This is a genomic window from Cobetia sp. 1CM21F (assembly GCF_023161745.1).
GTDB classification, from domain to species: Bacteria; Pseudomonadota; Gammaproteobacteria; order Pseudomonadales; family Halomonadaceae; genus Cobetia; species Cobetia amphilecti.
This window is the reverse complement of the sequence record NZ_JALNTQ010000006.1, coordinates 44,851-56,722: the sequence shown is the minus strand read 5'-3', so window position 1 is coordinate 56,722 and position 11,872 is coordinate 44,851. Positions and strand designations below refer to the sequence as shown.

The 11,872-nt window shown below is 64.7% G+C and carries 9 protein-coding genes; 2 read left to right on the top strand and 7 right to left on the bottom strand.

Annotated elements, in window-relative coordinates:
* Positions 1-18 precede the first annotated feature (18 nt).
* Both acs and MSG32_RS15940 read right to left on the bottom strand, forming a co-directional pair.
* Positions 19-1,965, bottom strand: coding sequence for an acetate--CoA ligase (gene acs, locus MSG32_RS15945; RefSeq protein ID WP_107335998.1), 1,947 nt, complete (start codon positions 1,963-1,965; stop codon positions 19-21).
* A gap of 276 nt (positions 1,966-2,241) precedes the next feature.
* Complete coding sequence (locus tag MSG32_RS15940) at positions 2,242-2,898, bottom strand: SprT-like domain-containing protein (protein WP_248380651.1); 657 nt, start codon at positions 2,896-2,898, stop codon at positions 2,242-2,244.
* 181 nt (positions 2,899-3,079) lie between these two features.
* Here MSG32_RS15940 and MSG32_RS15935 point away from each other — a divergent pair, with 181 nt between their 5' ends.
* A complete protein-coding gene (locus MSG32_RS15935) occupies positions 3,080-3,808 on the top strand; it encodes a YecA family protein (protein WP_248380649.1) in 729 nt (242 codons plus the stop codon).
* A gap of 114 nt (positions 3,809-3,922) precedes the next feature.
* On the opposite strand, the gene MSG32_RS15930 is transcribed toward MSG32_RS15935, so the two are convergent.
* A complete protein-coding gene (locus MSG32_RS15930) occupies positions 3,923-5,044 on the bottom strand; it encodes a phospholipase D-like domain-containing protein (protein ID WP_248380647.1) in 1,122 nt (373 codons plus the stop codon).
* A 332-nt stretch (positions 5,045-5,376) separates the two neighbouring features.
* On the opposite strand from MSG32_RS15930, the gene plsB reads away from it, so the two are divergent.
* On the top strand, positions 5,377-8,001 hold the full coding sequence (plsB, locus tag MSG32_RS15925; protein WP_248380645.1) for a glycerol-3-phosphate 1-O-acyltransferase PlsB: 2,625 nt from the start codon (positions 5,377-5,379) through the stop codon (positions 7,999-8,001).
* Between the two features lie 111 nt (positions 8,002-8,112).
* Here plsB and MSG32_RS15920 read toward each other — a convergent pair whose 3' ends face one another.
* The 4 genes from MSG32_RS15920 to adk all read right to left on the bottom strand — a co-directional run bounded on the left by MSG32_RS15920 (position 8,113) and on the right by adk (position 11,774).
* Complete coding sequence (locus tag MSG32_RS15920; protein WP_225348174.1) at positions 8,113-8,811, bottom strand: class I SAM-dependent methyltransferase; 699 nt, start codon at positions 8,809-8,811, stop codon at positions 8,113-8,115.
* A gap of 296 nt (positions 8,812-9,107) precedes the next feature.
* Positions 9,108-9,926 (bottom strand): undecaprenyl-diphosphate phosphatase, encoded by an 819-nt coding sequence (locus MSG32_RS15915; protein WP_054556849.1) that lies wholly within the window; start codon positions 9,924-9,926, stop codon positions 9,108-9,110.
* Between the two features lie 205 nt (positions 9,927-10,131).
* Positions 10,132-10,827, bottom strand: coding sequence for a tRNA (adenosine(37)-N6)-threonylcarbamoyltransferase complex dimerization subunit type 1 TsaB (gene tsaB / locus MSG32_RS15910; RefSeq protein ID WP_248380643.1), 696 nt, complete (start codon positions 10,825-10,827; stop codon positions 10,132-10,134).
* A 290-nt stretch (positions 10,828-11,117) separates the two neighbouring features.
* A complete protein-coding gene (adk, locus tag MSG32_RS15905) occupies positions 11,118-11,774 on the bottom strand; it encodes an adenylate kinase (protein ID WP_131432716.1) in 657 nt (218 codons plus the stop codon).
* Positions 11,775-11,872: the final 98 nt, after the last annotated feature.

Here is an 11,872-nt window from a genome sequence, read left to right as displayed (position 1 = left end):
GACCGGTACTCGACGCGTTCAGCGGTTGGCGCGCTGCTCGATCAGGTCATCCACCACTGACGGGTCCGCCAGGGTCGAGGTATCGCCGAGGCCGTCGGTCTCGTTGGCGGCGATCTTCCGAAGGATGCGGCGCATGATCTTGCCGGAACGCGTCTTGGGCAGCCCCGGCGCCCACTGGATGACATCCGGCGAGGCGATCGGGCCGATGTCCTTGCGCACCCACTGGGTCAGCGTCTTCTTGAGCTCATCACTGGCTTCGATACCGTCGTTGAGCGTCACGTAGATGTAGATTCCCTGCCCCTTGATGTCATGGGGATAGCCGACAACGGCGGCCTCGGCGACCGCCTCATGCGCGACCAGCGAGGACTCGATCTCGGCGGTGCCCATGCGGTGGCCAGAGACGTTGAGCACATCATCGACGCGCCCGGTGATCCAGTAGTAGCCATCCTCGTCGCGACGACAGCCGTCACCGGTGAAATACATGCCCGCATAGGTGGAGAAGTAGGTCTGCACGTAGCGTTCGTGATTGCCCCAGATCGAACGTGCCTGCCCCGGCCAGCTGTCGAGAATCACCAGGTTGCCTTCGGTCGCGCCCTCGAGGATGTTGCCCTCGTTGTCGACCAGCGCCGGCTGCACACCGAAGAACGGCAGCGTGGCGGAGCCCGGCTTGAGATCGGTCGCGCCCGGCAGCGGCGCGATCATGATGCCGCCGGTCTCGGTCTGCCACCAGGTGTCCACCAGCGGGCAATTGCCATTGCCGATCACGCGGTGGAACCACTCCCAGGCCTCGGGGTTGATTGGCTCGCCCACCGAGCCGAGCAGTCGCAGGCTCGTGCGCGAGCTTGAGTCCATCACGCTGTCACCGTGTGCCATCAGTGCACGCACGGCGGTCGGGGCGGTATAGAGAATATTGACCTGGTGCTTGTCGACGATCTCGCCGATGCGCCCGTGGGTCGGATAGCTGGGCACACCCTCGAACATCAGCGTGGTCGCGCCATTGGCCAGCGGCCCGTAGACGATGTAGCTGTGGCCGGTCACCCAGCCGACATCCGCCGTGCACCAGTAGATATCGCCATCGTGGTAATCGAACACGTAGCGATGGGTCATCGCGGCATAGAGCAGATAACCGCCCGTGGTGTGCTTCAGGCCCTTGGGCGTGCCGGTGGAACCGGAGGTGTAGAGGATGAACAGCGGGTCTTCGGCGCCCATCGCCTCGGCCGGGCAGTCACTGGACTGACGGTCCACCAGCTCATGGAACCAGGCATCGCGACTGCCCCAGTTCACCTCACCGCCGGTACGCCGCACCACCAGCACGTGGTCGACACAGTCGGTGCCATCACGCTCCAGCGCCTCATCGACATTCTCCTTGAGCGGTACGCGCTTGCCACCCCGCAGTGACTCATCGGCGGTGATCACGATGCGCGAGCTGGAATCGACGATACGCCCCGCCAGCGCGTCCGGCGAGAAGCCACCGAACACCACCGAGTGCACGGCACCGATGCGCGTACAGGCCAGCATCGCCATCGCGGCTTCCGGAATCATTGGCATGTACAGCGTGACCACATCGCCCCGCTTGACGCCCAACTCCTTGAGGCCATTGGCAAACTGGCTGACACGCGCATGCAGCTCGCGATAGGTGATCGACTGGGACTCGTTCGGGTCGTCCCCTTCCCAGATGATGGCGACCTGATCGCCACGCTCGGCGAGGTGGCGATCGAGGCAGTTGTGCGCCACGTTGAGCTTGCCGTCCTCGAACCAGCGCACATCGACATCACCGGGGCCGAAGTTGGTATTGCGGATCACCGAGGGCGCATCGAACCAGTCCAGTGACTGGGCCTGCTCGGCCCAGAATGTCTCCGGCGCCTCGACGGACTGCTGATACATGGCCTGATAGCGCTCGCGGTCTGCCCAGGCGTGGGCGGCGACATCGGGAGTGACCGGATGAACCTTGGCATGTTCGCTCATGTGGCGTGACCTCTGACGGATTGGCTGGCGACTCGCTGTCCCACGCGGCATGCGTGAAGCGCAGGCGAGCCGAGGCAAGTCCATTTCAGCTTAAACCCAAGCATGGGGGGGCCACACACTAGACCTTGGTAGATAAATTTTTACTAATTATTTCAACTGTTTATCAACAAATTACACCAAGGTCACAGCGACGTTCGGAGGACAGAAACCGCCTGAAAAGACACCCTCTGGCGCGACTCGCACTTTGCAATGACGCGCCAGCGAGCGAAATGCGCCTCAACGCGCAGTCGACGCATGGCGCGCCGGGTCATTCAAGGGCCCGCTCAATTCCTGGCCACAGCGCCGACAGCGATAGCGGTGACCGCGCTGGGCATTGGCGTGGCGTCGCGAGCTGAAATAGTGCGCGGTATCGCAGCCACAACCATAGGCCCAGGGCGTCGGGCTGGCAGTCGAGACATCCATGCGATGCGTCACCTCCGGGGGGATGCCGTAGAGGTTGGTCATCACCTGCTGCCACTCGGGGCCATGCGGTTTGACGCGTGTCTTTCCGGCGCGCTCGACCACCTCCATCACCACCCAGTGCGCGACCTCATGGGGGACGGTCTGGCTGAGGAAGTGATGGCGATTCTCGCTGAGCAGTTGCCAATTGAAGCGCAGCCGCTGGCGCGCCGAATCCGCCGTGCCCGCCGTGCGCCCCTTGAGGCGGCAGGAGACCGACGGCATGCGCAGCTCGGGGAACAGGGCACGCGCGCGTGCCAGACATGCCAGTACCTGCGCCTCCAGCGTCGCGTGCAGGGCAGGCGCCGTCAGCGCCTCGAGCGCGGCGGCATCGGCCAGCGGCAGTGGCGTCGCGGGGGTCTCCCCCAGGCAGGCCAAGGCATGATCGGGCGCAAATCGGTATCGACTGACGACACGACGAGTGGATGATGACATGACACGATGACCAGACAGCAGAGCGATGGAACGGATGAGCTGATGACGAGCGAGCGTACCACTCCTCGAGGCGTGAAATGATACACTAGCGCCATTCACGCTTGCCCGGTTCCCCTTGGTTCACCCAGGTAGCCAGGCGGCACTGTTCGACTTCTCCCCTTATCGCACGTGAGACTCCCCCATGGCCGAGCCTGTCCAGACCCAGCCGCTGCTGGATGATGAATCCCTCGACATCCTCGACGAATTCCTCGAGTCCGACATCGTCGGCCCGGAAGCTCTCGATATCATCAGTGCGCATGGCTTCATGCTGGCACTGGCCATCGCGCCGCGCGAAGTGCCCTCCAGCCTGTGGCTGCCGGAACTCTTCCAGGGGCAGCCAAGCTACGAAAGCCCGCAACAGGAAGCGGAAGTCGTTTCCCTGTTCGAGCAGATGCGCGCCAACGCCATCGATGCCCTCGAGCACGGCGTGCTGCCGGAACTGCTGTTCGAGCTGGAACTGGGCGGTACCGACCCGGTCGAGACGCCGATCGGCGACTGGTGTGCCGGTTTCATGGAAGGCGTGTTCATGGACGAGGAGGCCTGGTTCGGTACCCAGGAAGAGGCGGCCGCCGAACTGCTGCTGCCGTTCATGGCCATCTCCGGCGTCTTCGACGATGAAGACCCGGAGATCGGCGAGCTGATCGCCGACCCGATCGGTGCCCAGCGCTTCGTCAACCAGCTGCCGGAACTGCTGCTGGACCTCTACCTGCTCTACCGTGTCCCGCCGGAGAGCCCCAAGCCGTCGCCGCGTCGCAAGGGTTCCGCCGCACCGGGTGCGGCCGGCATTCCGCGCAGCAAGCACGCCGGCAACAAGGGCGCTGGCAAGGGTGGCAACAAGAACGGTGGCAAGGGCGGCGGCAAGAAGCGCTGATCCCGCCACGGCGCTCTTAACGCCATGCAGCCTTGAAAACCAAAACGCCGGGCGACCTCATGGGTCGTCCGGCGTTTTGGTTCCACGCAGCCGCGTCTGACAGCTGCGAGCCGCTCAGCGCAGCCGCGTCACCAGGCTATCCAGGGTGCCATAGCCCCACTCGCGACAGCGCTGCATCAATGGCCGACGCTGCCAGGCGGCCTGGGTGATCTCGACACTGTGGGCGAAGTGATGCTCGAACAGCGTGGCGACCTCGGCGGCGAAGCGATGGTCCTGCACCTCCTGATTGGCCTCCAGATTCCACTGCAGGCTCCAATGATCGAAGTTGCACGACCCCAGCGTCACCCAGTCATCCGCCAATGAGAACTTGGCATGCAGAAAGCGGGGCTGGAATTCATGGATACGCACGCCCGCCTTGAGCAGCCCGGCATAGAAGCGCTGCCCCGCCGAGCGCACGCCCGGGTGATCATGATGCTGGCCGGCGATCAGCAAGCGGACATCGACACCCCGGCGCGCCGCGCGCTTGAGACGCCGCCGCATGCTGAAGGTCGGCACGAAGTATGGCGTGCAGATCCACAGCCGCTTGCGTGAGCTGCTGGCCTGATGCTGCAGGGAATGACGGATGGCCTGATAGCGGAAACCATGCCCCCAGACCACCCGCCCACGCATGCTCAGATAGCCCTCGACCCGGCACGCCCGCACATTGATGCTGCGCACCGCCAGTCGGCTGCCATGGCCACGACTGGCCGCGGAGTCCCACACGCGTGCGAACAGGCGCACCCAGTCACTGATGCACGGCCCCTCGATGCGTATCGCGACTTCCGACCAGGCCTCGGCGAAGACATCCACCGCACCGAAGCCGCCGGTAAAGCCCACCTCCCCATCGACCACCAGAAGCTTGCGATGGTCACGCGTCAGATTGCGCCCCAGCCGCCACCAGGAGAGCGGGTTGTAGATCCTGAGCTGAATATCGGCCTCGATCATGCGCTGGCGATCAACTTCCTCGAGGCCCAGCGAGCCGAAGCCATCCAGCAGCACCAGCACCGTCACACCGCGGCGGCGCGCGCCACACAGCGCATCGATCAGGACGCGACTGAGGTGACCGCTCTCGGCCAGATACAGCTCGAGCAGGATGGAATGGCGCGCGGATTCCACCGCCTCCAGCATGCTGGGCAGAAAACGCGCGCCTTCCGGCAGCAAGGTGAATCGATTGCCTGATCGCCACATTCCCAGCATGCCTTGCCTCCCGTCATTTCCCTGCACGGCACGATACAGATGGCGATGCCCATGACGGTGCACCGCCAGATGCTGCCACTGTGCGCTTCGTCACTACGCACTCAGTCACCAAGTACTCTGTCGCTACGTACTCAGTCACCAAGTACTCTGCACGGCGTCTGCGGGCAGAATGCGTATAATGTTCAATATCATGCTTGCGCTGAGCGCTACCAGCCAGACCATGAAAACGTCGCAATCAACCCTCATTCATCGTCCCGATGCTTTATTCGTGAACGCCGACAGATTGTCGTTTCCGGTAGTCCGTCCTTGTCCACACCTGCGAGAGCCTCACCATGTCGCCAGTCACCTTAGTCTTGCGCCCGTTGCGCAATGTCAGTCGCCGTCTGCTGGACAAGTGGGTGGAGCTGCGCGCGGTGGAGCCCGACATCAATGCGTTGGACCACAGCGCCTTGAACCTCGACCCGACGCTGCCGGTGGTCTACGTCTTCCCGTACCAGGCATTGTCCGACGAGCTGGTGGTCGAGCAGCTGTGCGAGGCACGTGGCCTGCCCTCGCCGACCCTGCCTCTGAGCATAGGCGACCTGCGCCTGAGCCACTCCCGTCTTCGTCTGTTGCGGCGCTCGCGCAGCGACAGGAGCCTGCTGTCACGCCGCCTGGCCAAGTTGATCGCCGCACTGGAAGACGCCCCGAGTGATGTCGAGGTGCAGCTGGTGCCGGTCAGCGTGTTCTGGGGGCGTGCCCCGGGCAAGGAATTCGGCTTCTGGAAGTTCATCTCCGCCGATAGCTGGCGCGTGACGGGCGTGCTGCGCCGCGCCATCGCGATTCTGGCGCATGGTCGTTCGGTGGATGTGCATTTCGGCCAGCCGCTCAGGCTGCACGAAGCGCTCAGGGAAGGCCCGCAGGACTCGGCACTGGCGCATCGCCGCATCTCGCGCCTGCTGCGCGTGCACTTCCGGCGCGTGCGTACCCGCCTGCTGGGGCCAGACCTCTCCCACCGCCACACCATGATTCGCAACCTGCAGAAGGCGCCCGCCGTGCAGGACGTGATCAGCGAGCTGGCACGCGAGCAGAATCAGCCGCCGGCACGCCTGGAGAAGCGCGCCCTGCAGTATGGTCGCGAGATCGCCTCCAACATGGGCTATCCGGTGCAGCGCTTTCTGGCGCATGCCCTCAAGCGGCTGTGGCACAAGCTCTACGACGGCGTCGAGGTGCGTGGCATGGCGCAGGTCAAGGCGATCGCCGGCGACTGCGAGCTGATCTACGTGCCCTGTCATCGCAGCCATATCGACTATCTGCTGCTGTCCTACGTGCTGTTCCACGAGGGCCTGATGACGCCCCACGTCGCCGCGGGCAAGAATCTCGACATGCCGATCATCGGCCCGATCCTGCGCCGTGGCGGCGCCTTCTTCCTGCGCAGAAGCTTCCGCGGCAATCGCCTGTACGCCACCGTCTTCGACGAGTACGTGCATCAGCTGATCACCCGTGGCCACCCGCTGGAATACTTCATCGAGGGGGGCCGTTCACGCACCGGCCGCATGCTGCCCCCGCGCCCGGGCATGCTGGCGATGACCCTGCGCTCCTTCCTGCGTGATACGCGCCGCGAAGTGGCCTTCGTGCCGGTCTACATCGGCTACGAGAAGGTCTTCGAGAGCCTGAGCTATCAGCGCGAGCTGTCGGGGGCCAGCAAGAAGAAGGAATCACCGCTCGACCTCATCCGCGTGCTCGGCCAGCTCAAGCAGCCCTTCGGCAAGGTCTACCTGAACATCGGCGAGCCGCTCAAGCTGGGCGAATGGCTGGATGAGGCCGCGCCGGATTGGAAGGCCAGCCGACACCAGCGCCGCCCAGAATGGCTGACCCAGGCGGTGCCGCAACTGGGGCATGAAATCGCCACGCGCATCAATGCCGCCGCCGCGCTCAATCCGGTCTCGCTGACGGCGCTGGTGCTGCTGTCCACCGCCCACCACGCCATCGAGGCCAGCCTGCTGCAACGCCAGCTGGCGATGCTGGTGCGTCTCGCCGACAAGCTGCCGGGCCGTCATGACCATAGCCTGCCCGAGGGCACGCCGGATGAGTGGGTCGCACACTGCGCGCATCTGGGGCTGGTCACCCTGCGCCCACAGAGTCTTGGCGAGCTGGTGATCGCCACCCCGGAGCAGGCCAGTCTGCTGACCTGGTATCGCAACAACGTGCTGCACCTGCTGGCGTTGCCGGCGCTGATCGCCTTCGCCTTCCGCAACACGGCCCAGTACACCCTCGAGGCACTGGAAGACCAGATCAGTCCCGCCTGGCCGCTGCTGGTGCGCGAGCTGTTCGTCCCCGAGGCCCCTGAGCTGAAGGCGGATATCGCCGCCACGCTGGCTCTGATGAGCGAGGAAGGTCTGCTGGAGCATCAAGTGGCGACTGGCGACACTCCGGAGCGCTGGTCACGTCCGGTGGCCAGTCAGGAGCCTTCCGAGCAGCTGCGCCTGCTGGCTCAGCCGGTACAACCGACGCTGGAACGCGGCTACCTGTTGATCGCCGCCCTGTTGCAGCACGGCAGCGGCACGCTGGACCGCGAGTCCCTCGAGAGCCATTCCGGTGCCCTGGCCGAACGCCTGACCCTGCTGTCGGGCCTCAATGCGCCGGAGTTCTTCGACAAGCGTCTGTTCAGCGGCCTGCTCGATACGCTGCTGGAGCTGGAGTTCATCTGGCTGGAGAGCGGTCAGCTATGCTTCGGCGAAGCGCTGGAAGACCTGCAGGTGCACGGCCGCGATCTGTTCGATCCCGCCCTGCGCCATCGCCTGCAGCATGTGCGCCTGCGCGACAGCGAGAACGAGACCGAGAACGAGAGCGAGAGCGACGCCCCGACCGAAGGAATGGACGAGGAGCAGCACCCAGCCCTCGACGACCACGAGGCCGCTGACGAAACCGCATCAGCAGACCGCAAGGCGCCCGACACCTCCTCTCAGCGCGAATGAGATGATGGGCCGAGGCCCCTGGCGCAAAAAAGCCCCCGCCGCGATCACATCGCGAGCGGGGGCTTTTGCGTTTGGCGGAGGCTTTTACATTGCTGACGCCATCGTCAGGCGTCAGCGCAGCGCCTGCTTCACATAGACGTCGTAGCGGCTGGTCTTTTCCTCGACCACATGGCTCGGCGCGAGCCCGCCGATCGGTTCGGCCTTGCGTGGGCGCTTGACCACCACGCGATGCGTCGCGACCTCCAGCGCCGCCTCGAGCAGCGCCGGGGCATCCGCATCATCGCCGGCCAGGGCGCGGAAGACACGCATCTCCTTCTTGACCAGGGCCGACTTGTCACGGTGCGGGTACATCGGGTCGAGATGCACCACCTGCGGCGGCTGGTCCCACTGCGTCACCAGCTCCCCGAGCTCCCGCGTGGCATCACCGTGCAGCGCCTGCATGCGCAGCGCGATCTCGCGAATCTCGTCATCCGCACAGCCCTGTGCCCGGGTCAGGCCATCGACCAGAATCGCCGCCGTGGCCGCCACGCGTTCGATCATCAATACCGGTGCCCCGAGACTCGCCAGCACGAAGGCATCACGCCCGAGCCCTGCAGTGGCATCGACGATGCTCGGCAGTGCGCCTCGATTCAGGCCACAGGCGCGTGCGATCAGCTGGTTGCGCCCCCCGCCGAAACGACGGCGATGATCGGCACGACCGGCGACGAAATCGACGCACAGCGGCTTGCCGTATTCACGCTCGTCTCCAGCGATCACCAGGCGCGGTGCGCCCTGCTCGTCCAGCGCCACCTCGAGCTTGAGCGCCGGCATCTCGTCATCTTCCCGCAGCGCGATACCGAAATGTGCCGCCAGCATAGCGAGTTCCGGGCGCGCCTGCAGCCGTGAACGGGCAATGGCGATCACGGGAGCGGCATCGGCCGCTGCATCATGGGCAGCGAGGGTGTCTTCGGGTGGCAGCATGGATGGGCTCTATGAGAAACAGTGAAGCGAAACGGTGAACGCAGGAAAAGGGAAACTCGCATGGCATGCGGTCAGGCTGACAAACGCCGACGGCGCCGCAAGAGCGACGCCGTCAGGAGACAAGCTTACGTCATCGCACGCATGGCTTACAGCAGCAACAGCATGCCGAACAGCATCATGCCCAGCAGCAGGCGATAGATGACGAAGGGCAGCATGCCGATGCTGTCGATGGCCTTGAGGAACAGCTTGATGCACACCAGCGCGGAGACGAAGGACAGCACCACGCCGAGGGCGACATCGAACAGCTGCGCCTCACTGCCGGTCTCGATCAGCTCCAGGCCCTTGAGCAGGCCGGCCGCGACGATCAGCGGAATCGACAGCAGGAAGGAGAAGCGCGCGGCGCTCTGACGCTCGAAGCCCAGCAGCAGCGCGGCGGTGATGGTGATGCCCGAACGCGAGGTGCCGGGAATCAGGGCCAGCGCCTGGAACAGGCCGATGATCAGCGCGCCCTTGAGCGTCAGCGTCGCCAGGTCACGCGTGCGTGCGCCCTTGACGTCCGCCCACCACAGCAGCAGACCGAAGACGATGGTGGTGGTTCCGATCACCGCGATCGAGCGCCCGGCCGTTTCCACCACATCGCCCAGCAGGCCGCCGAAGATCACGGCCGGCAGCGTCGCCAGCAACACCGCCCAGCCCAGACGGCTGTCTTCGGTCTGGCGCGCCGCCAGCGTACCGCCGCCGCTGAACTGGCCAAACCAGCCAGCGAGAATATTGGCGACATCCTTGCGGAAGGCCATCACCACGGCCAGCAAGGTACCGACGTGTACCGCGACATCAAACGCCAGCCCCTGGTCCGGCCAGCCGAACACCTGGGAGGGCAGAATCAGGTGGGCGGAGGAGGAAATCGGCAGAAATTCCGTCAGACCTTGAATGACGGCCAACGCCACCACATGCATGAGTTCCATGAAACATCCTTTTAAGAGAGACGGGCCTCAGTGGCCCACACGGACGACAGACATCGTCTATGGCACTGCACGTGCCGTAGTGACAGAACAACGCTTTGCGTCAAGCCGCGCCGCGAGTGTCGGGCGCGACATGATGATGCGCGAACCTTATGTCAGCCTTGGCTGAACCCACGATGACGCAACGAGATGGCAATCCCTGGTGCCATCAGCGCCATGCCACCTCATTGCGCAGATAGACCGGCTGGGCCTCGACCGCCGACACCGCTTCACCGCGGGCATACGCCTGGGCGGCCAGCATCACCATGGCCTCGGCATCCGGTTGCGGCTCGGGAAGTTGCAGTGCCAGGCTGGCACGCACGCTCTGGGGCAGCTCGTCGTGCATCACCAGTCCCGAGCCGACCGCCAGCCAGTCATGCTCACGCAGCGCCGCAGGCAGCTCCAGCAGGCCCGGAGCGCAGACCTGCTCGGGTAGCACCTGCTCGACCTCGATCTCGCCGTCAGCGCGCGTCACGACGCGATAGGCGCCGGTATAGAGCTCGCCCATGCGTGCATCCAGCATCGGCAGCACGAAACGCGCGTGATGCTGGCGGTGGGCCTGCAGTGACAGGGCCGCCAGCGTCGAGACGCCGATCACCGGCACATCGAGACCGAAGGCGAGGCCCTGGATGGTGCCAGCGGCGATGCGCAACCCGGTGAACGAGCCCGGTCCGTGGCCATAGGCCAGGGCATCGAGGTCGTTGAGGGTCAGATCGGCAGCGGCCAGCAGCGCCTCGATCATCGGCATCATGCGCTGGGTGTGCTGACGGGGAGCCTCACAGCGCTCGGCAGTAACAACGCCGTCTTGCCACAGGGCAACGGAACAGGCGGAAGAGGATGCATCGATGGCCAGAAGCGTGGTCATGGGCGGTTCGTCGTCAGAAAAATGTGACGCGATTCTACCCGTCCCCCGCGGGCAGCAAAAGACGCAGGCTGTCCACGGCTGGTGTCGGCCGCGGGCGTCACTCCTGCTGCAACCCCCGAGCCCACGCCGGCAAGCGGCCTGCCGCAACGCCTAATTCCTGATTCGCGCCAGTATGCGAAGAACAAAAAAACGCCCGCAGACAATGTCTACGGGCGTTCTTCGTCAGGCGGCCGGCTTCATCAGCGCAACCCTATCTGTTCCAGCTGAGCCACCTGAGGCGTACCAGGCAATCAGTGCTCCAGCGCGCTGACCAGCTGAGCACGAATGTCGTCGACGGAGCCGACGCCTTCGATGCGGTGGTAGGCCGGGGCCTGGGCATCGCCAGTGGCAGACCAGCTGGAGTAGTACTCGACCAGCGGTTCCGTCTGCTCGTGATAGACGGACAGGCGGTTGCGCACGGTGGCTTCGCGGTCGTCTTCACGCTGGATCAGGGCTTCGCCAGTGACGTCGTCCTTGCCTTCTTCGCGCGGCGGGTTGTACTCGATGTGATAGACACGACCGGAATCCGGGTGCACACGACGACCGGACAGACGCTTGACGATCTCTTCGTCAGCGACGGCGATCTCGACCACGTGGTCCAGCTTCACGCCGGCTTCCTTCATGGCGTCAGCCTGCGGAATGGTGCGCGGGAAGCCGTCGAACAGGAAGCCGTTCTCGCAATCGGGCTGGCTGATGCGCTCCTTGACCAGGGCGATGATGATCTCGTCGGACACCAGTCCGCCGGTATTCATGATCTCCTTGACCTTGAGTCCCAGCTCGCTGCCGGCCTTGACCGCGGCGCGCAGCATATCTCCGGTAGAGATCTGCGGGATGTTGAAACGCTCGCAGATGAACTGGGCCTGGGTGCCCTTGCCGGCGCCGGGGGCGCCCAACAGGATCAAACGCATCGGTACTGCTCCTTGAGTGTGCAAATGAAAAGCATCAAACGGGTGTAAAGGGTCATCTGGCGCTGGTGCACCTTGCCCTCGGCGGCAGATAGCCATCC

Excerpts from the sequence above, each read along its gene's own strand:
- plsB (WP_248380645.1), top strand. The coding sequence starts at position 5,377 with ATGTCGCCAGTCACCTTAGTCTTGCGCCCGTTGCGCAATGTCAGTCGC.
- tsaB (WP_248380643.1), bottom strand. The coding sequence starts at position 10,827 with ATGACCACGCTTCTGGCCATCGATGCATCCTCTTCCGCCTGTTCCGTT.
- MSG32_RS15930 (WP_248380647.1), bottom strand. The coding sequence starts at position 5,044 with ATGCTGGGAATGTGGCGATCAGGCAATCGATTCACCTTGCTGCCGGAA.
- MSG32_RS15935 (WP_248380649.1), top strand. The coding sequence starts at position 3,080 with ATGGCCGAGCCTGTCCAGACCCAGCCGCTGCTGGATGATGAATCCCTC.
- MSG32_RS15915 (WP_054556849.1), bottom strand. The coding sequence starts at position 9,926 with ATGGAACTCATGCATGTGGTGGCGTTGGCCGTCATTCAAGGTCTGACG.
- MSG32_RS15940 (WP_248380651.1), bottom strand. The coding sequence starts at position 2,898 with ATGTCATCATCCACTCGTCGTGTCGTCAGTCGATACCGATTTGCGCCC.
- MSG32_RS15920 (WP_225348174.1), bottom strand. The coding sequence starts at position 8,811 with ATGCCGGCGCTCAAGCTCGAGGTGGCGCTGGACGAGCAGGGCGCACCG.
- acs (WP_107335998.1), bottom strand. The coding sequence starts at position 1,965 with ATGAGCGAACATGCCAAGGTTCATCCGGTCACTCCCGATGTCGCCGCC.
- adk (WP_131432716.1), bottom strand. The coding sequence starts at position 11,774 with ATGCGTTTGATCCTGTTGGGCGCCCCCGGCGCCGGCAAGGGCACCCAG.